This is a genomic window from Acidovorax sp. YS12 (assembly GCA_021496925.1).
In the GTDB taxonomy this organism is placed as follows: domain Bacteria; phylum Pseudomonadota; class Gammaproteobacteria; order Burkholderiales; family Burkholderiaceae_C; genus Paenacidovorax.
Genome location: CP053915.1, coordinates 3,003,012 through 3,022,632 on the forward strand (window position 1 = coordinate 3,003,012; position 19,621 = coordinate 3,022,632).

16 protein-coding genes and 1 tRNA gene are annotated in these 19,621 nt (G+C 70.3%); 5 read left to right on the forward strand and 12 right to left on the reverse strand.

The annotated features are described in order from the left end of the window. The first annotated feature begins 28 nt into the window (after window positions 1-28). Window positions 29-105: transfer RNA gene (locus YS110_13640), tRNA-Arg, on the forward strand. 61 nt (window positions 106-166) lie between these two features. Here YS110_13640 and moaC read toward each other — a convergent pair. After that, window positions 167-667 (reverse strand): cyclic pyranopterin monophosphate synthase MoaC, encoded by a 501-nt coding sequence (gene moaC, locus YS110_13645; protein ID UJB65720.1) that lies wholly within the window; start codon window positions 665-667, stop codon window positions 167-169. 107 nt (window positions 668-774) lie between these two features. On the opposite strand from moaC, the gene YS110_13650 reads away from it, so the two are divergent. Continuing rightward, on the forward strand, window positions 775-2,310 hold the full coding sequence (locus tag YS110_13650; GenBank protein ID UJB65721.1) for a M48 family metalloprotease: 1,536 nt from the start codon (window positions 775-777) through the stop codon (window positions 2,308-2,310). Here the strand turns inward: YS110_13650 and YS110_13655 are convergent. The 3 genes from YS110_13655 to YS110_13665 are packed head-to-tail and all read right to left on the reverse strand — an operon-like array spanning window position 2,278 to window position 3,850. Then, window positions 2,278-2,631 carry a phage holin family protein gene (locus YS110_13655; protein ID UJB65722.1) on the reverse strand — a complete coding sequence of 118 codons (354 nt, stop codon included), beginning with the start codon at window positions 2,629-2,631 and terminating at the stop codon, window positions 2,278-2,280. The two genes, YS110_13650 and YS110_13655, sit on opposite strands and share 33 nt — an antisense overlap. A gap of 45 nt (window positions 2,632-2,676) precedes the next feature. Then, window positions 2,677-3,084 carry a hypothetical protein gene (locus tag YS110_13660; GenBank protein UJB65723.1) on the reverse strand — a complete coding sequence of 136 codons (408 nt, stop codon included), beginning with the start codon at window positions 3,082-3,084 and terminating at the stop codon, window positions 2,677-2,679. Between the two features lie 28 nt (window positions 3,085-3,112). Continuing rightward, on the reverse strand, window positions 3,113-3,850 hold the full coding sequence (locus YS110_13665; GenBank protein UJB65724.1) for a TerC family protein: 738 nt from the start codon (window positions 3,848-3,850) through the stop codon (window positions 3,113-3,115). Between the two features lie 597 nt (window positions 3,851-4,447). On the opposite strand from YS110_13665, the gene YS110_13670 reads away from it, so the two are divergent. After that, window positions 4,448-5,413, forward strand: coding sequence for a TerC family protein (locus tag YS110_13670; GenBank protein ID UJB65725.1), 966 nt, complete (start codon window positions 4,448-4,450; stop codon window positions 5,411-5,413). Between the two features lie 61 nt (window positions 5,414-5,474). Then, entirely contained in the window at window positions 5,475-5,888 is a 414-nt protein-coding gene (locus tag YS110_13675) for a DUF3717 domain-containing protein (GenBank protein UJB65726.1), read from the forward strand. 33 nt (window positions 5,889-5,921) lie between these two features. Here YS110_13675 and YS110_13680 read toward each other — a convergent pair whose 3' ends face one another. Further along, window positions 5,922-6,482, reverse strand: coding sequence for a YaeQ family protein (locus YS110_13680; protein UJB65727.1), 561 nt, complete (start codon window positions 6,480-6,482; stop codon window positions 5,922-5,924). Window positions 6,483-6,602: 120 nt separating this feature from the next. Next, window positions 6,603-7,976, reverse strand: coding sequence for an adenylosuccinate lyase (gene purB, locus YS110_13685; GenBank protein UJB65728.1), 1,374 nt, complete (start codon window positions 7,974-7,976; stop codon window positions 6,603-6,605). Between the two features lie 81 nt (window positions 7,977-8,057). Between purB and YS110_13690 the strand changes: the two genes are divergently transcribed. Continuing rightward, the gene (locus tag YS110_13690; GenBank protein UJB65729.1) at window positions 8,058-8,678 is read left to right on the forward strand and encodes a glutathione S-transferase N-terminal domain-containing protein; all 621 of its coding nucleotides are present in this window, start codon (window positions 8,058-8,060) and stop codon (window positions 8,676-8,678) included. 294 nt (window positions 8,679-8,972) lie between these two features. On the opposite strand, the gene YS110_13695 is transcribed toward YS110_13690, so the two are convergent. The 6 genes from YS110_13695 to glnE form a co-directional block, all read right to left on the reverse strand. Continuing rightward, window positions 8,973-10,187 carry a phosphohydrolase gene (locus YS110_13695; GenBank protein ID UJB65730.1) on the reverse strand — a complete coding sequence of 405 codons (1,215 nt, stop codon included), beginning with the start codon at window positions 10,185-10,187 and terminating at the stop codon, window positions 8,973-8,975. Window positions 10,188-10,243: 56 nt separating this feature from the next. After that, window positions 10,244-13,333 (reverse strand): efflux RND transporter permease subunit, encoded by a 3,090-nt coding sequence (locus YS110_13700; protein UJB65731.1) that lies wholly within the window; start codon window positions 13,331-13,333, stop codon window positions 10,244-10,246. 12 nt (window positions 13,334-13,345) lie between these two features. Continuing rightward, the gene (locus YS110_13705) at window positions 13,346-14,515 is read right to left on the reverse strand and encodes an efflux RND transporter periplasmic adaptor subunit (protein UJB67455.1); all 1,170 of its coding nucleotides are present in this window, start codon (window positions 14,513-14,515) and stop codon (window positions 13,346-13,348) included. 55 nt (window positions 14,516-14,570) lie between these two features. After that, entirely contained in the window at window positions 14,571-16,013 is a 1,443-nt protein-coding gene (locus YS110_13710) for an efflux transporter outer membrane subunit (GenBank protein UJB65732.1), read from the reverse strand. Next, window positions 16,010-16,735, reverse strand: a complete 726-nt coding sequence (locus tag YS110_13715) for a CerR family C-terminal domain-containing protein (GenBank protein ID UJB65733.1) — start codon at window positions 16,733-16,735, stop codon at window positions 16,010-16,012. Before YS110_13715 ends, YS110_13710 begins: the two co-directional genes overlap by 4 nt. Window positions 16,736-16,864: 129 nt before the next feature. Continuing rightward, complete coding sequence (gene glnE / locus YS110_13720) at window positions 16,865-19,618, reverse strand: bifunctional [glutamate--ammonia ligase]-adenylyl-L-tyrosine phosphorylase/[glutamate--ammonia-ligase] adenylyltransferase (GenBank protein ID UJB65734.1); 2,754 nt, start codon at window positions 19,616-19,618, stop codon at window positions 16,865-16,867. Window positions 19,619-19,621 lie beyond the last annotated feature (3 nt).

Sequence of the window (19,621 nt, forward strand, 5' to 3'; positions counted from 1 at the left end):
TGCGCACCTTCTCGTGCGCACCATTCGTCTGCCCGTAGCTCAACTGGATAGAGCAATTGCCTTCTAAGCAATAGGTCGGGGGTTCGAGTCCCTCCGGGCAGGCCAGCCTCAGCACTTCCAAAAACATAGCTGCCAGCGCTTGCTGTGATTGGCTTTACACCCAAAATCACCCCGCACCTCCAGGGGTATGGACGAAGCTCCCCGACTTTCCCCCGTGCTTTTCCAGTACCTGCACGCCAGTGATCACCATGCGCTTATCAGCCGCCTTGCACATGTCGTAAACCGTCAGCAGCGCTACCTGCACCGCCGTCAAAGCCTCCATCTCCACCCCTGTGGGGCCCACGGTTTCCACCGTGGCGGAGCACTGCACGGCGCTGTCTTCGGGGTGCAGCACGAAGTCCACCGCCACCCGCGTCAGTGCCAGGGGGTGGCACAGGGGGATCAGGTCGCTGGTTTTCTTCGCGGCCATGATGCCGGCAATGCGGGCCACGCCCAGTACGTCGCCCTTTTTGGCGCTGCCGCTTTCAATCAGCGCCAACGTAGCAGGCTGCATGGTGATGCGCCCGGTGGCAATGGCCGTGCGGCGGGTGGCAGGCTTGGCGCCCACGTCCACCATGTGGGCCTGGCCCTGGGCGTCGAAATGGGTGAGGGGGGAAGTGCTGGACATGGCGGGTTGCATAGGTCTGCGGAACATGGGGCGCGGCAAGGCATCATACGGCCATGTACCCGGGCTGCCGCTGGTAGTCCGCCCCGCCAGCGGAGCAAGGGATCGTCGTGAAAGACTTCAAGCCAAAATGGCCTTCAAGGCTTACTGGTAAAGCGCTAACAGCTTCTCTTTTAATAGCATTCGGTGTACTCCAGGCACCTGGTATCCACGCACAGCCAGCGCTGCCCACGCTGGGCGACGGGCTGGAGCTGACGACCAGTGCCGAGCGGCGCATTGGCGACAGCATCATCCGCGAGCTGTACCGCGACCCGGACTACGTGGATGACCCCGTGCTGCAGGAGTACGTGCAGGGCATTTTCCAGTCCCTGGTGGTGGCCGCGCGTGCGCGCGGCGAGCTCTCACCCGAGCTGGAGGAGCGCTTTGCCTGGGAGATTTTGCTGGGCCGCGACCGCACCGTGAACGCCTTCGCCCTGCCCGGCGGCTACATGGGCGTGCACCTGGGCCTGATCGGCGTGGTGGCCAGCCGCGACGAGCTGGCCTCGGTCATGGCGCATGAGCTTAGCCACGTCACCCAGCGCCACATCGCGCGCCTGATGGCGCAGCAGCAGCGCACCACGCCGCTGATGATCGGCGCCATGGTGCTGGGCGCCCTGGCAGCCAGCAAAAGTCCGAACGCCGGGCAAGCCCTGATGGTGGGCGGGCAGGCGCTGGCGGTGCAGAACCAGCTCAACTTCTCGCGCGACATGGAGCGCGAAGCCGACCGCATGGGCTACGGCCTGATGGCCCCGGCAGGCTTCGCGCCCGAGGGCTTCGTCAGCATGTTCGACAAGCTGCAGCAGGCCAACCGCCTTAACGACAACGGCAGCTGGCCCTATCTGCGCAGCCACCCGCTGACCACGGAGCGCATGGCCGACATGCACGCGCGCTTGCCCGCCGGGCAGGCCAGCATGCCGTTGCCCATGGCCACGCTGGAGCACGCCATGCTGGCAGCGCGGGCACGCGTGCTGTCGCGCCCCGGGATTGATCTGCTGCGCCAGTGGGCCGCCGAGCCGGCCAGCACGGGCTTTGCCGCCCAGCCCCTGCCCAAGCGCGTGGCGGCCTGGTACGCCGCTGCGCTGAGCCAGGCGCAGCTGCGCGATTGGGCAGGCGCGCGGCGCATGCTGGAGCCGCTGCGCCAGGCCGTGCAGGGCGACGCCAGCGCGCTGCGCCAAGCACGGCTGCTGGCCGCCGAAGTTGAACTACAGGCGGGCCAGCCCGAGGCCGCCTTGCAGCTCCTGCCCGCTGCGGGCGGCACGCGGCCCGAGTTGGCCCTGCGCAGCCAGACGCTGGTGCGCCTGGGCCGCGGCAGCGATGCCACCAGCGCATTGGAAACCTGGCTGGCAACGCACCCGCAAGACGCCACGCTGTGGCAGCTGCTGGCCAGTGCCTGGCAGCAGCAGGGACAGCCGCTACGCGCCCTGCGCGCCGAGGCCGAGGCGCGTGCGGCGCATTACGACTACGCGGCGGCGGTAGACCGTTTCAAGGCGGGGCAAGAGTTGGCACGCAAGCGCAATGGGCCGAACGACTACATCGAGGCGTCGATCATCGACACCCGGCTGCGCACCGTGGCCTCACGCCTTCGGGAACAGGCCGCCGAGCGCTGACTCGATCAGCAGGCCGAGCGCGGAGTACATCAGCGAGCCCAGCAGCGCGGCACCAAAACCGCGCACGTGAAAGCCCTCCAGCACGCCCGCTGCGGCCCAGAACATGAGCGCGTTGATAACGAACAGGAACAGCCCTACGGTGACCACCGTCACCGGCAACGTCAGCACCACCAGCACGGGGCGCAGCACCACGTTGAACAGGCCAATGACGAACGCAGCCACCAACGCAGCGCCAAAGCTGCGCACCTCTACACCGCTGTAGAGGTAGGCCACGAGGAGCAGGGCGGCGGCGCTGAGCAGCCATTTGAGCAGCAGTTTCATGCGGGCCAGCATAGCACCGGGGCGCCGCGCGGCGCTACCGCAGGCTCAGTCGGCCAGGGCCAGCACGAACAGGGCGCCAAGGCTGGCCAGGAACGAAGAGCGCGGCGCCGGCACGGCCTTGGGGCGGCGCGCGTCCACCACCTGGGCCACGCCATGCGCGGCCTGCAGCTGTTCCGCCAATTCGGCCAGCGGCCCCTTGGCCAGCACGGTGGTCACGTCCGCGCTGCCCCGGCCCAGCCAGGGCAGCACCTGGGCGAACAGCTTGTCGGCCCACTTGGCGCGCCAGTTCTCGCGCGCACTGTGGCTCACCCACTTGCTGATGCGGTGGGTCATGCGCGGCGCGCAGGCCACCACGATCCAGCGGCACGGCGCGGCGCCCGCGCGCGCTACCAGGGGCGAGAGCACGGCACGGGCATGGTCGGCATCGTCGATGTACACGATCACGGATTGCATGGCTTGTCCTTTGTCGTCGGAAGAGAGGTCAGTGGAGTCCGGCGTCGGGCAGGGCCGCCTTGCGGCGCGCCTGCAGCCACTTGCCGATGAGCAGCACCAGCACGGCGCCCGCCACGCTGGCGCCGTGCTTGACGGCGTCGGACTGCGTCAGCTTCGGCACCCATTGCCACTGCTCGGGGCGGGCGAATACGGGGTCGGTCACGGCCATGCTGCCGGCGATCCAGCCCAGCAGCATGCCGCCGAGCACGATGACGACCGGGAAGCGCTCCATGAGCTTGATGACGATCTGGCTGCCCCAGACGATGATGGGGATGGAGATCATCAGGCCCAGCACGACGAGCAGCAGATGGTGCTCGCCCGGTGCGGAATGGGCGGCCCCGGCGATGGCGATGACGTTGTCCACGCTCATCACCAAGTCGGCCACGATGATGGTCTGGATCGCCGCCAGCAGCTTGTCGCTGCTTTGCACGTTGCCATGCTCGTCTTCGTCAGGCGCGATCAGCTTCACGCCGATCCACAGCAGCAGCAAGGCCCCCAGCACCTTGATGAACGACAGCGACAGCAGCGTCATGGCGAAGGCGATCAGCACCACCCGCAGCAGGATCGCGCCCGCAGTGCCCCACAGGATGCCCTTGGTGCGCAACTGGGGCGGCAGCTTGCGGCAGGCCAGCGCGATGACCACCGCGTTGTCGCCGCCCAGCAGGATGTCGATGAGGATGATTTGCCCGAGCGCGACCCAGAACGCGGGCGAAGTCAAAAAGTCCATAGCTTCCCAATCACCAATAACCGAGGGACGGACGGCGCCATCAGGCACCACTCCGCCCACACCAACGGGCTGCCATGGGCTGTCAGGGATTCGCTCCCACCGCGTGCGCAGTGCGTCGAGAGGAGGCCATCCTTGATCAGCCCCTGGCAAGCGCACGGCCCCGCCCGGCGTCACCCGCCGGGCCAACCATGCGCTCCAAGAGCCATCAAAGGTCTTGCTCGATCCGGGCGTGCGCACCACGCGGCGGATCCGGGCTGCCGGAAGCATGCGCTTCGTACTGACGACAGGACCGACAAGCCCGCGCACCGGTCGAGGCCGGGCGCGGGGCCATGGGAGCTACTCCCCTTCGAGACCCCGATTGGAACACCCAAAGGCTTCTGGAACAACCCCGGATCGCACACGGGAATTGCGCGCATCCGCATAATCCGCGCTCTTCTGAAAGGGGAGTAGCGAACCGGTCTGTACCAACGCAGCCGGTGCGGATGTTCCGTCAGCACGTGGCCTTGCGCCACCGGAACCCGCAGAGACAAAAACCCCTACACCCTCCCGCAAGACCTTTCAGACGGCAAGTAGCTTCACTTCCGAAAGGTCTTCGTCATGCATACCGTTGCGCCCCTGTGGCTGTGGGCGGCGTTCGCCGCCGTCGTCGTCGTTTCCCTGTTCATCGATTTCGTCGTCCTGCGCAAGCAGGGCGCGCACGAGATCGGCGTCAAGGAAGCCCTGCACTGGTCCCTGGTCTGGGTCGCCCTGAGCCTCGCCTTCAACGCCCTGCTGTGGTGGGCCGTGCGCGATGCCACGGGCTCCCCGGAAACGGCCAACACCCGTGCGCTGGAATTCCTCACCGGCTACCTGATCGAGAAGTCGCTGGCGGTGGACAACATTTTTGTCTTCCTGCTGATCTTCAGCTACTTCGCCGTGCCGGCGGCCTACCAGAAGCGCGTGCTCATGATCGGCATCATCGGCGCCATCGTGCTGCGCACCATCATGATCCTGGTGGGCGGCTGGCTGCTGCAGCAGTTCCACTGGATCCTGTACCTGTTCGGCGCCTTCCTGATCCTCACCGGCGTGAAGATGTGGTGGGCTGCGGGCGAGGAGCCCAGCCTGGACGGCAACCCCGCGCTGCGCCTGCTGCGCCGCGTCATGCCCGTGAGCCATGGCTACGACGGCGAGAAATTCTGGACCGTGGAGAACGGCGCGCGCATCGCCACCCCGCTGCTCATGGTGATCTGCCTGGTGGCGCTGACCGACGTGATCTTCGCGGTGGACTCCATCCCGGCCATCTTCGCCGTCACCAGCGACCCGTTCATCGTGCTGACCAGCAACGTGTTCGCCATCCTGGGCCTGCGCGCCATGTACTTCCTGCTGGCGGCCGTGGCCAACAAGTTCCACCTGCTGAACTATGGCCTGGCGGTGGTCCTGGTGTTCATCGGCACCAAGATGTGCCTGATCGATGTTTTCAAGATCCCGGTCGGCGTCTCGCTGGGCGTGGTCATCGCCATCCTGGCCGTGACCATGTGGCTGAGCCTGCGCACCGCCCCCGGCAAGGAGCATGTGGGGCATTGACGCCGCCGCCATGGGGGCATGCGGTTCAGGGCTATCATCCACGCCCCCATCGCTGCACCCCATGGCTGGAATCCACATCACCGACATCGAGGCCGCCATCAACCACTGGCGTGCCAAGGCACCGTCGCCCGACGGCGTGAGCGTCGCGCCCGCCTGGCGCGCGCTGGCCGAGGTATACGCGCTGATGGTGTTCCACCGCACGGCGGAAGTGGACGAGGCGCGCCTGCCGCCCGCGGCCCTGTCCGCCTGGCTCGACTGGTACGCCACCACGCCCGACACGCCGTGCATCGCCATCTGCTCCACCAGCCAGGGCGACGCCACCTGCAAGGGCTGCGGGCGCAGCTTCGAGGAAGTGCAGCTGTGGACCGCCATGACGCCCGTGCAGAAACGCGCCGTCTGGCGCCGCATCACGGCCGAGGGCGATTCTTGGCGTTTCACGCGCTATGCCGAGCGCGCCACGGAGCGCACCGCCTGAGCCTGCGCCTGGCCCACGGCCGTCAGGTTGCGCTTACTTCCAGCGCAGCGGCTCCACGAACACCGTGCCCAGGTTGCTGCTGAGCGTTAGCGCGCCTTCCTGGATGGTGGCCTGCAACTGCATGCTGCGCTCGGCCAGCGCGGCCAGGGCCTGGGCGGTGTCCGACGGCAGGCGCCACACCTGCAGCTTGTCCTGGCGCGCGAGCTTGCCCTCGATGCCTTTCCACCAGACTTCGGCGGCATGGTGGAAAGGGTAGAGCACCACGGCGTCGGCCTTGCCGCAGGCCTTGGCGATGGGCTTTTCCTCTGGCTGGCCGACTTCGATCCACAGGCGCTTCTGCCCGGTGAAGTCGGTCAGCGACACGTCGGGGTCGTCGGGGTCGGACAGGCCGGCGCCGAAGGCCAGCGTGCCGTCGCCGTTGCACATGTCGTTCAACTGGTGGGCGTTGAGCGCCAGGGCCACGAGGCGCACCATCATGCGCTCGTCGGTCTCGCTCGGGTGGCGCGCCAACGTCAGCGCGTGGTCGGCGTAGTAGCCGTGGTCGATGTCGGCAATGGCGACGTTCGCCTTGAAGATGGTGGATTTGAGGGCCATGGTGCTCCAAAAACAAGAGCTGCCAGCGCAAGCCCCTGCTTGCTTTGGCAGCCCTGAAAGCCGTAAATGCCCGCCAGTCAAGCGCGGGCAGCTATGATTTTTACACCGCCTGAGAGGCGATCAGACGCGCCGCGCCAGCTCGGCGGCCTTGCCGGTGTAGGAACCGGGCGTCATGGCCAGCAGGCGGTCCTTCTCGGCCTGGGGGATTTCCAGCGACTGGATCAGCCCGTGCAGCGCCTCGGCCGTCACGGTCTTGCCGCGCGTGACTTCCTTGAGCTTCTCGTAGGCACCCGGCACGCCGAAGCGGCGCATCACCGTCTGGATGGGCTCGGCCAGCACTTCCCACGAGGCATCCAGGTCGGCCTGCAGCGCCTCTTCGTTCAGCTCCAGCTTGTTCAGGCCGGTGAGCAGCGATGTGTAGGCCAGCGTGGCATAGCCCAGCGCCACGCCGATGTTGCGCAGCACGGTGGAGTCGGTCAGGTCGCGCTGCCAGCGGCTGATGGGCAGCTTCTCCGACAGGTGGCGCAGCAGCGCGTTGGCCAGGCCCAGGTTGCCCTCGGCGTTCTCGAAGTCGATGGGGTTGACCTTGTGCGGCATGGTGGACGAGCCGATCTCGCCCGCCTTGAGCTTTTGCTTGAAGTAGCCCAGGCTGACGTAGCCCCAGATGTCGCGCGAGAGGTCGACCAGGATGGTGTTGGCGCGCGCCACGGCGTCGAACAGCTCGGCCATGTAGTCGTGCGGCTCGATCTGGATCGAGTAGGGCTGGAAGGTCAGGCCCAGGCCCTCGGGCTCGTGCTTCTCGACCACGCGGCGCGAGAACGCCTCCCAGTCGAAATCGGGCCAGGCCGCCAGGTGGGCGTTGTAGTTGCCCACGGCGCCGTTCATCTTGCCCATGATCTTCACGGCCGAGATGCGCTCGACCGCGCCCTGCAGGCGCGCCACCACGTTGGCCAGCTCCTTGCCCACGGTGGTGGGGCTGGCGGTCTGGCCGTGCGTGCGGCTGAGCATGGGCACGTCGGCGTACAGGCTGGCCATGTCGCGCAGCTTGAGCACGATGCGGTCCAGGCTGGGCAGCACCACCTGGTCGCGCCCGGCGCGCAGCTGCAGCGCGTGGCTGGTGTTGTTGATGTCCTCGCTGGTGCAAGCGAAGTGCACGAACTCTGCGGCGCGCTCCAGTTCGGGCCGCGCCTCGAACCTGCTCTTGATCCAGTACTCCACGGCCTTCACGTCGTGGTTGGTGGTCTTCTCGATGTCCTTGATGGCGGCCGAGTCGGCCTCGGAGAAGTTCTTCACCAGGCCCAGCAGGTAGGCGCGTGCGCCCACGCTCAGCGGCTTGAACTCGGGAAAGCCGGCATCCGACAGCGCGATGAACCAGGCCACCTCCACCTGCACGCGGCGCTGCATGTAGCCGTGCTCGCTCATGATGGGGCGCAGGGTGGAGAGTTTGGCGGCGTAGCGGCCGTCCAGCGGGGACAGGGCGGTGATGGTGGACATAGCCTTCCATTGTAGGTGGCCCCTGCTCCGCAGGGCCGGCCCCGATAGAATCGGCAGCCCCGCAGCGCCAGAGCCAGCACCATGAAACTGATCGGATCGACCACCAGCCCCTACGTGCGCAAAGTGCGCGTGGTGATGGCGGAAAAAAAGCTCGACTACCAGTTCGTCCTCGACAACGTCTGGGCCGCCGACACGCAGATCGCCCACACCAACCCCCTGGGCAAGGTGCCCTGCCTGGTGATGGAGGGCGGCGGCACCCTGTACGACTCGCGCGTCATCGTGGACTACCTGGACACGCTCTCCCCCGTGGGCCGCCTGCTGCCCGCGCCGGGGCGCGAGCGCGCCGAGGTCAAGACCTGGGAGGCCCTGGCCGACGGCGTGCTGGACGCCGCCATCCTGGTGCGGCTGGAGAACACCTTCGACGGCCGCCTGGAAAGCCAGCGCAGCCCCGCCTGGATCGACCGGCAGATGGGCAAGGTGCACGCGGGGCTGCAGTCCATGTCGCAAGGCCTGGGCGACAAGCCCTTTTGCTGCGGCGGCATCCACCTGAGCCTGGCCGACATCGCCGTGAGCTGTGCGCTGGGCTGGCTGGAATTCCGCTTTCCGCAGCTCGGCTGGCGCGCCGAGCACCCCAACCTGGGCCGCCTGCTCGACAAGCTGCAGCAGCGCCCGAGCTTCGCCGACACCCGGCCCGTGGCCTGAGAACAGGTTGGCGGCGTGGTGCCGCAGCAGCAAAAAAGCCACCTTGCGGTGGCTTTTTTGTGGGTGTAAAAAAAGTTGCGAAGCGTCCCGAAACGAAGAAAGAGAGGGAGGGAGGAGAAGCGTTCCAGGGTTGCAGTCGAACAAATACCGAAAGGCTTCGCAACGTCAAAATGGGTGGTGAGTTCCTCATGAACGATCACATGCTCTCTAGAGTGGGGCCATCAAACCAAAGTTCCAGACCCTACATGCAAGCAAATGTAACGCATTCGGCGAATCCCTTGCAGGCCCCCGGGGTTACACCAGCGCCAGGATGCGCTCCAGCGGCCAGGTCACGCGCACGTCCTTGTAGGCGACGGGGCCGGTGATCTTCCAGCTCGGCAGGGTCGTGTCGCGCGGAATCATCTCGCCCGTGGGCATGCCGGTGCGCGAGATCACCACGGCCACGCGCGGCGTCGTGGCCGTCGCGCCGCGGCGCAGCACCACGGCGACCTCCTGGCTGGCCAGGCGTACCAGGGCGCCGGGCGGATAGATGCCCAGCGTCTTGACGAGCGCCGCGCCGGCCTCGTCCACCTGGCGCGTCTCGTCGTAGTAGCTGCCCTGCATGGCCGCCGTGACCGGCATGGGCTGGCGCGATGCGCGCGGCGCGATGCGGGCGCCGAACACGTCGGCGCGCTGGATCAGCCGCGCCAGTTGCTCGGCCTCGCTCTTTTGCGCCAGCGGCCCGGGCGTGCGCTCGTGGTGGCGCCGCACGGCTTCGAGCCAGACCGGATCGGCCACGCCCAACTGGCGCAGCAGCGCCTCGGACTGCATGGCGTGGTTCTCGATGGCCATGATCTGCGGCCACGACAGCGGGTCGGTCTGCAGCGCCAGGTGGTCCTGCAGCGCCGTCATGGAAATATTCATGGAAAGCGCAGCCCGGCCAACCTGGAGCACGCGCGCCTCGGGCCAGCGCAGCGTCTCACGCGCGGTGACCATGCAGGCCACCGACACCAGCATGGCGTGGGTGGCGCTGTACATCTGCGTTTCCTGCGCCGACAGCAGCACCAGCGCCAGCAGCGTGGCGTCGGGCGCCTGGGCGCAGTGGCGCGCCAGTTCCTCGTGCAGCACATGGAAGCGCGGGCCGAACTCCTGCCCCTGCGGCGTGCGCAGCAGCTGCGTGGCGCGCACCTGCAGCTCCAGCCAGGCGGGCGGGCCGAAGGTCTCGCGCTCGCGTTCGCGCGGCGGCGCGGCACCGGGGCTGGCGCTGATCTTCATCACCGCGATCTGCCCGAGCTGGGTGTCGGACTGCAGCATCTGGTGCAGCTGCGCCAGGTAGCTGCGGTGGCTGTCGCCCGACTCGTCGGTGTCCACGCACAGGCTGACGCCGCGCGCCAGCAGCACCTCCAGCTCCGCACGGTTGCGGATGACGTAGCCTTTGTGCGCCAGCAGCACGCCCTGCGCGCCGCGCAGGGCGAAGGGCAACGGCTGGCCCAGGGGAATGGTGTCGATGTTCAGCGCGACGAGGTTCATGGTTGCGCGCCATTATCCCGCCCCGCCAGAGGGCGAAAGCCCTCCAGGCCCCGGGCTCACCCTGCGGTTTCCCCCACACGGGTGCCCTGGGGGCCGCGGCGCAGCACCTTGCGGTGGAACCACTGCGCCAGGTCGTCGATGTAGGTGAACACCGCCGGCACCACGAGCAGGCTCAGCACCGTGGAGGTGATGAGCCCGCCGATCACCGCCACGGCCATGGGCGAGCGGAAGCTCATGTCCGCCCCGCCCCAGGCCAGCGCGATGGGCAGCATGCCCGCGCCCATGGCCAGCGTGGTCATGATGATGGGGCGGGCGCGCTTGTGGCAGGCGTCCAGCAACGCGTCCAGGCGGCCCATGCCATGGTCGCGCCGCGCCACGATGGCGTATTCCACGAGCAGAATGGAGTTCTTGGTGGCGATGCCCATGAGCATGATGAGCCCGATGAGCGAGGGCATCGAGAAGCTCTTGCCCGCCAGCAGCAGCCCCACGAAGGCGCCGCCCAGCGACAGCGGCAGCGCCGCCAGGATGGTCACGGGCTGCAGGAAGTCCTTGAACAGCAGCACCAGCACCAGGTAGATGCACAGCACGCCGGTGAGCATGGCCAGGCCGAAGCTGGTGAACAGCTCGCCCATCATCTCGGCATCACCCACGTCGATGGGGCGCACGCTGGGCGGCAGGCCGGCCATGGCGGGCAGTTGGCGCACGGCCTCGGTGACTTCGCCCAGGCCGCGCTCGCCCAGCTCGATCTCGAAGTTGACGTTGCGCGCGCGGTCGTAGCGGCCAATCACGGCCGGCCCGCCCGCCAGCTCCAGCGAGGCGACCTCGCCCAGGCGCACCGGGCCACGGCTGCCCGGCACCGCCAGGCGCGCCAGCACCGACAGGTCCTCGCGCGCGGCGTCGGGCAGGCGCACGACGATGGGCACCTGGCGCTGCGCCAGGTTCAGCTTGGGCAGGTACTGCTCGTAGTCGCCCACGGTGGCCACGCGCAGCGTCTCGGCGATGGCGCTGGTGGTCACGCCCAGGTCGGCGGCGCGCGCGAAGTCGGGGCGCACGGCGATCTCGGGCCGCACCAGGCTGGCGCTGGAGCCGACGTTGCCGATGCCGGGGATGGTGCGCAGGTCGCGCTCCACGGCGCGCGCGGCGTCAGCCAGGGCCTGCGGGTCCTCGCTCGCCAGGGCGAGCACGTACTTGTCGTTCGATCCGCCCAGGCCGATCTTCACGCGCACGCCCGGCAGGTCGGCGAGTTCGGCGCGCAGGCGCCGCTCGATCTCCTGCTTGAGCGGGCGCTGGCCGCGCGGCGCCATGCGCAGCGTGAGCGTGGCCTTGCGCGGATCGGCCGCGCCGCTGCCCGCGAACGGGTCGGCGCCCGCCGAGCCGCCGCCGATGGCCGTGTAGATGCTCTGCACATACCCCACGCGCGCCACGCGCTCGCTGGCCTGGGCCACGGCGGCGCGCGTGTCGGCCAGCAGGCTGCCGGGCGGCAGCTCCAGCGTGACCTGGGTCTGCTGGTTGTCGTCCGCCGGGATGAAGCCCGAGGGCAGCAGCGGAATCAGCGCCAGCGAGCCGGCGAAGAACAGCAGGGCGCCGAGCAGCGTGCGCAGCCGGTGGCGCAGGCACCAGCCCGAGGCGCGCATGTACAGGGCCAGCCAGCGCGGCTCCTTCTCTGCCGCCACCAGGGGCTTCATGATGTAGGCCGCCATCATGGGCGTGAGCAGGCGCGCCACCACCAGCGAGGCGAACACCGCCAGCGCCGCCGTCCAGCCGAACTGCTTGAAGAAGCGCCCCGGAATGCCCGCCATGAAGGCCGTGGGCAGGAACACCGCGATCAGCGTGAAGGTGGTGGCGATGACGGCCAGGCCGATCTCGTCGGCCGCCTCCATGGCGGCCTGGTAGGGCGTCTTGCCCATGCGCAGGTGGCGCACGATGTTCTCCACCTCGACGATGGCGTCGTCCACCAGGATGCCGACCACCAGCGACAGCGCCAGCAGCGTGATGATGTTGACCGAGAAGCCCAGCCAGTGCATGCCGATGAAGGCCGGAATCACCGACAGCGGCAGCGCCACGGCCGAGACGATGGTTGCCCGCCAGTCGCGCAGGAACAGCCACACCACCACCACGGCGAGCAGGCCGCCCTCGTAGAGCAGCTTCATGGAGCTGTCGTACTCGTCCTGCGCGATGTCCACGAAGTCCACCGTGCGCGTGAGCTGGAGGTGCGGAAAGTCGGCCTGCAACTGCGCGAGCGCGCGCTGCACGCCCGCGCCCACCTCGACCTCGCTCGCGCCACGGCTGCGCGAGACCTCGAAGCCGATCACGCTGCGGCCGTCGAGCAGCGCCGCCGAGCGCGGCTCGGCGATGGTGTCGGTCACGGTGGCCACCTGGTCGAGCCGCACGCGGCGGCCGTCGGACAGGGCGATGTCCATGGCCGCGAGTTCCTGCGCCGTCTGCACCGTGGCGATGGTGCGCACGGGCTGCTCGGCCCCGCCCAGGTCGACGCGGCCGCCCGCACTCTCGAGCTGCACCTGGCGCAGCTGGCGCGAGACATCGGCGGCCGTGGCGTTCAGCGCCTGCAGGCGCAGCGGATCGAGCGCCACCTGCACCTGCCGCGTGACACCGCCCACGCGCCCCACGCCCCCCACGCCCGGCACCGCCAGCAGGCGGCGCGTGAGCGTGTCGTCCACGAACCAGGACAGCGCCTCGTCGTCCCAGCGGTCCGACGCGATGGCATACGCCTGCACCGGCTGCGACGACAGCTCCAGCTTGGCCACGATGGGGTCGCGCAGGTCGGCCGGCAGGTCGGCGCGCACCCGCGACACGGCGGAGCGCACGTCGTCCACTGCCTCCTGCACCGGCTTTTCGAGCCGGTACTCGGCGGCGATGGTGGCCGAGCCATCGACCAGCGTGGAGGTGATGTGCTTGAGCCCCTGCGTGGTGGCGATGGCGTTCTCGATCTTGCGCACCACGTCGCTTTCGAGCTGCCCCGGCGCGGCGCCGGGCAGCACGGCCGTCACCATGACCACCGGCAGGTCCATGTCGGGAAAGTTCTGCACCTTCATGGCGCGGAACGACAGCAGCCCGGCGAACGTGAGCAGCACGAACAGCATGGCCGCAGGGATCGGGTTGCGGATCGACCAGGCGGACAGATTCATGGCATACGCTCCTTATTTGGTAGCTGCTTGCGCTTGACCAGAGGGCGCTGGAGGCTGTTTTGGCTTGGAATCCGGTTCCACGCGCACCAGGTCGCCATCGTTCAGGAAGGCGCCGCCGCGCGCCACCACGGCGGCGCCCTCGGCCAGGCCCGACAGCACCTCGACGCGCGCGCCTGCACGCTCGCCGGTCTGCACGCGGCGCATGGCCACGCGGCTGCCCTCGACCACCTCGAACACGTGGCTGAAGCCGTCGCGCACCACCAGGGCCGACTGCGGCACGGTGAGCGCGCTGCGCTCGCCCAGCAGGAATTCGCCGCGCGCGAACATGCCCGCGCGGATGTCGGCATGCGCCGGCAGGTCCACATAGACCAGCGCGTTGCGCGTGGCCGGGTCCACCGTGGGCGCCACCATGCGCACCTTGCCCGCCACCTCGGCCCCGCTGGCGGCGGTGACGCGCGCCCCGGCCCCGGCGCGGATGCGCGGCAGGTCGCTCGACGTGACTTCGGCGCGCCACTCCAGGCGGCCCTTGCGCACCATGCGGAACAGCTCCGTGCCCGCCCCCAGCACGGCGCCCACGGTGGCCGTGCGCGCCGAGATCACGCCGTCGTCGGGCGCCAGCACGCGCGTGTGCGCCAGGCGCAGTTGCTGCACGCGCAGTTGCGCCTGCGCCGCCTCGACGCGCGCCTGCGCCGTCTGGCCCGCCGTGGCGTACTGCTGGATCTGCTGCGCGCTCAGGGCGCCCGTGGCCTGCAGCGTGCGTGCGCGCTCGTCGTTGGCGGCGGCTTCGGCGGCGCTGCTGCGCGCTTCCATGAGGCTGGCGCGGGCCTGGGCCACGTCGGCCTGCACGGTGTCGTCGGCGAAGGTGGCGAGCAGCTGGCCCTTGCGCACCACGTCGCCCACGTTCACGCGCACGTCGGTCAGGCGCAGACCGTTGCTTTCGGCGCCGATGCTGGCCTCCTGCCACGCGGCCACGCTGCCGTTGGCCGCGAGCCGCAGCGCCAGGGTGGCGCGCTCGGGCGCCACGGTGTTCACCGCCAGCGCGGGCCGGGGCTTGCCGGCCTGCGCCTCGTCGGCAGCGCGCGACGCGCCGGCGGGCAGCAGCCAGGCGCCCAGGGCCAGCATGCCCGCCGCCGCCAGGGCCCAGGCCAGGGAAGAAGGAGACAGTCGCTGCAGATGCTGCATGGAAGATCCATTCATGGGTTCGGGTGCGGAAAAGCCGCTGTTAATCAGGACGTAGTCAGGGCATGGCCCGCGCGGCCACGGGGAGCGGGGCCGCATCGGGCCCGGGCGCGCCTGCGTCCCAGCCGCCGCCCGCGGCGCGGTACAGGGCCACCCAGGCGGCCATGCGCTCCTGGCGCAGGTTCATCACGGCGGTTTGCGCGGCCAGCGCGCTGCGGCGCACCTCTTCGAGTTCCATCAGGCTCGCCAGCCCGCCGCGCCAGCGCGCCTCGGCCGCGAGGTAGGCGGTGTGGTAGCCCTGGGCGGCGCGCGCGGCGTCGGCGCTGCGCTCGGCGGCGCCCTGCAGGCGCACCAGGGCCTGCTCGACCTCGCTCACGGCCTGGCGCACGCGGGCCCGGTACAGCGCCACGGCTTCGTCATAGCGCGCCTGCGCCGCGTCCACCTGGGCGGCCCGGCGGCCGCCGTCGAACAGCGGCAGGCTCAGCGTGGCGGGGCCCAGCGCCCAGGCATTGGCCCCCTGCTGCTGCCCGCCCATGCTCAGCCAGCCCGCGCCCACCGTGCCGCTGAGCACCAGGCGCGGATAGCGTTGGGCCCGGGCGCTGCCCACCTCGGCGCTGGCGGCGGCCACTTCGCGCTCGGCGCTGTAGAGGTCGGGCCGCTGCGCCAGCACCTGGGCCGGCAGCGCGCTGACCGCGAACAGTGCATCGGGCGCCTCCTGCGCCGGCAGGGCGGACAGGCGCTCGCGCAGCACCGGCTCGTCCCAGCCGGTGAGCGCCACCAGCCCCTTCAGGGCCACCTCGCACTGCAGGCGCTGCTGCACGGCGCGCGCCTGGCCCTCGGCCTGGCTGGCCTGGGCCAGCGCCGCCGTGGCGGGGGCGGTGAAGCCGGCCTGCTCGGACAGGCGCGCCAGCCGCGCGGTCTCGCTGCGCGACTGCGCATCGGCCTGCGCCACCGCCTGCAGCTGCCTGCACTGGCGCCATTCGCTGGTGGCCAGCGCCACCTCGGCGGCGACCGAGACGCGCGCCTCGTGCCATTGCGCCCGCGCCCCGGCCAGGCGCTGCGCGGTGGCCTCGCCCTGGGCCGCGTTGCCGCCGAAAAGATCGACCTCCCAGCTCGCCTGCAGCGTGCCCTGGGCCACGGTGTTCAGCCCGCCTTGCTGCGTGTCCAGCCCCCTGCGGGCGGTGGCCTGGGCGTCCAGCGCCGGCCACAGGGCCGCGCGGGCCGCCACCTGGCTGGCGCGCGCCTGCGCCAGGCGTGAACGGGCCTGGGCCATGGACGGGCTGACCTCCTGCGCCGCGGCGATCAGTTCCACCAGCAGCGGATCGCCCATGCGCTGCCACCAGTGCGCCAGGTCGGCCACGCTGGCGCCATGGGGCAGCGGCGCCTGCCACCCCGCGGGCACCGCGGCCGGCACGCTGGGCGGCGGCGCGCCGGCCGCGCAGGCCGCCAGTGCCAGAGGGGCGGCCGCCAGTGCCAGGCGGCCGAGCATGGAGAGGGTCATGGTGCGGTCTTCTTTCTGCGCGGCGCGCGCGCGGCGGAGGCGGGTGCGGCGCCGCGCAGCGCCTGCTCGGCGGCCACGATGGCCAGGGCGTAGGCGGCCATGCGCTCGATCCAGGCATCGACGGCCTCGGGCGTGGCCAGCAACTGGGGGCGCACGGTCTCCACCACCTCGCGGTGGCTCCAGAGCTGGAAGGCCAGGCCCGCGAGGGTCAGGGCCAGGCGGTGCATGCCGTCGTCCGCCCGGGCCACGCCCATGTGGCGGCACAGCAGGCCGACGAGCGCCTGGTGGGGCTGGCGCACATCCTTGTCCATCTCGCGCTCCCACTGCCCGGTGGGCTCCAGCATTTCGCGGATGTGCAGGCGCACGCACTGGCGCATGAGCTCGCCCTGCTTGAGCGGCGCCAGCGCCCCGCGGAAGTAGCACTGCAGCGCCTCGCGCAGCGGCACGTCGGGGTGGGTGAAATCGGGGATGAGCGAGTGCATGTCGCCCAGCGGCTCGGAGAAAACGGCGGCGTAGAGCGCGGCCTTGTCGCCGAAGTAGTAGCTCACCGCCGCCACGTTGGCCTGGGCGGCGGCGGCAATGGCGCGGATGGAGGTCTTGGCGTAGCCCTGTTCGGAAAAGAGCTTGAGCGCGGCCAGCAGCAGGCGCGTGCGCGCGGGCGCCTCGCCCTCGGGGGCCGGGGGCGCGGGAGCGGCGGTGGAATCAGGGCGTGCGCGGGTCATCGCGCCGCATTACACCACAATAAATCAAACGTTTGTTTAAACCCAGGACACCCACGATAGCTACTGTATTGATAGCTGCTCGCGCTTGTCCCTATTGGCCTGGAGCCCGAAAAGGCTTGGAATGCAGGTTCAGCCAAAAACGGCCGCCCACAGCGCGAGCACGGCGTCGCGCTGGGCGCGCACCTGGTCGAGCGGGGTCGGGGCAGTGTCCTCGTTGAGCCGCGCGCGGTGCTGCACGCGGCGCAGTTCGCGGTAGGCGTCGGCCGCGGCGCGGCCCACGTCCGCGGGCAGCAGGCCCACAGCCTCGGCGCGCTGCAGCAGCGCGATGTTGCCCACGTTGCCAACGAGCTCCGGGTGCGCGCCGGACTGCGACAGCACCAGGTACTGCACGGCGAATTCCGCATCCACCATGCCGCCGGGGCTGTGCTTCACGTCGAAGCCCTCGCCGCGCACGGGGTGGGCGGCGCGCACGCGCTCGCGCATGGCGGTGATCTCGGCACGCAACAGCGCGGCATCGCGCGGCGCGGTGATGACGGCCTCGCGCACGGCGTCGAAGCGCGCGCGCAGGTCCTCGCTGCCGAGCACGAAGCGCGCGCGCGTCATGGCCTGGTGCTCCCAGGTCCAGGCGGTGTTGCTGCCGCGCTGCTGCTGGTAGTCGGCATAGGCGGTGAAGCTGGTCACCAGCAGGCCGGAGTTGCCGTTGGGGCGCAGCGCGGTGTCGATCTCGAACAGGTCGCCCTCGCCGGTTTTCACCGTGAGCCAGTTGATGAGCTTGCGCACGTAGGCGGAATAGATCTCGGGGGCGCGCTCGTCGTCGTCGTCGAAGACGAACACGATGTCCAGGTCGCTGCCGTAGCCCAGTTCCTTGCCGCCGAGCTTGCCGTAGCCAATGATGGCGAACTGCGGCACCTCGCGGTGGCGCGTCTTCAGGCGCTCCCAGCACCACCGGGCGGTCACGCGCAGCACGCTGTCGGCCAGCAGCGACAGGTCGTCGGCCACCTGCTCCACGCGCATGCGGCCTTCCACGTCGCGCGCCAGGGTGCGGAAGACCTCGGCATGGTGGGCGCGGCGCAGCAGGTCGAGCAGGTTCTCGTCGTCGTCCTCGCCGGTGGAGCGCAGCGCGGTGCGGCGCAGCTCCAGCTCGTGCTCGAAATCCGGGGCCACGAAGCGCTCGGCCAGCAGGGCCTCGCCCGCCAGCTCGTCGATCACGCCCGGATGCTGCAGCAGGTAGCGCGCCGGCCAGCGCGCCGCGCCCAGCAGGTGCAGCAGGCGCTCGTGCACGAAGGGGCGCTCCAGCAGCAGCGCCAGGTAGCTCTCGCGGCGCAGCAGCGGCTCCAGCCAGTCCACCAGGCGCACGGCGGCCTGCTCGCTCACGCTGCCCTCGCGCAGCCACTGGGCGGTGCGCTGCACCAGGCGCAGCAGGCGCGCGCGCGCCTCGTCGCGCAGCGCCTGCACGCGCGGGTGCGTGCGCCACTGGGCCACGCGCTCCTGGAAGCCGCCCGAGAGCTGCTCCAGCAGGCTGTCGAGTTCGGGCGCGGCGTCGCCTTGCGCGCGCGGCCCGCCGCAGCCCCCGCTGCTGCACTGCTTCTTGCCAGCGCCGCCCAGCAGGGTGTCGAACTCCTGGGCCACGAACTCGCGGTGCGCATCGAGCTGGTGCAGGAAGGTGCGGGTGTCCAGGCCCAGGGTCCGGGCGATCCAGCCCAGGTCGTCGTCGCGCGTGGGCAGCACATGGGTCTGCTGGTCGTCCAGGTACTGGATGCGGTGCTCGACGCGGCGCAGGAAGACATAGGCGGCGGCCAGTTGCGCGGCCGTCTCCTGCGGCATCAGGCCGGCGCGCGCCAGGCGCTGCAGGGCCTCCAGCGTGGGGCGGCAGCGCAGCTCGGGGAACTGGCCGCCGCGCACCACCTGCAGCAGCTGCACGGTGAACTCGATCTCGCGGATGCCGCCGCGCGAGAGCTTGACGTCGTTGGCGCGCTCGGGCCGGCCAGCGCTGCGCTGCATGGCGTGGTCGCGGATCTGGCGGTGCAGCCCGCGCAGCGCGTCGAACACGCTGTAGTCGAGGTAGCGGCGAAAGACGAAGGGCAGCACCGCGCCGCGCAGGCCCTGCACCTCGGGGCCCTTGACGCTCTCCAGGGGCGCCACCACGCGGCTCTTGAGCCAGGCGAAACGCTCCCACTCGCGGCCCTGCACCTGCAGGTATTCCTCCAGCGCCTGCAGCGAGACGGCCGGGGGGCCCGAGTTGCCGTGCGGGCGCAGCGCCAGATCGACGCGGAACACGAAGCCGTGCTCCGTGGTGTCGCCGATCAGGCCGTAGATGGCCTTCACCGCCCGGGCGAAGTATTCGTGGTGCGAGAGCTTGCCGCGCCCATCGGGCTGGCCGGCGGTCTCGCCGTCTTGCTCGTAGACGTAGATCAGGTCGATGTCGCTCGACACGTTGAGCTCGCGCGCGCCCAGCTTGCCCATGCCCACGATCCACAGCGGCACGCCGCGCCCACCCGGGCCCTGCGGCGCGCCATGGCGCTCGTCGAGGTCGGCGCGCACCTGCTGGCAGGCGCGGTCCAGCGCCAGTTCGGCCAGCGCGGTCACGGCGTGCGTGATCTGCTCCAGCGGCGCCTGGCCGTCGCAGTCGAGCACGATCAGGCGCTCCATGACGATCTGGCGCAGGATGCGCAGCGCCGCGCCCAGGCCCGCCGCCCCGCCCGGGCCGCGTGCCATGAGCACCGCCAGCGCCGCCTCCATGGCCGCGCGCGTCGGCGGCCCCGGCGGCAGCAGCGCCAGCTCCTCGGCGTAGCGCCGGTGCAGGCGCTGGAAGAAGCGGGAGTGCGCGGCCTGCACGGGAGCGGGCGCTGGCGCGGCGGGGGAGGAGAGATCGGCGGACTGCATGCG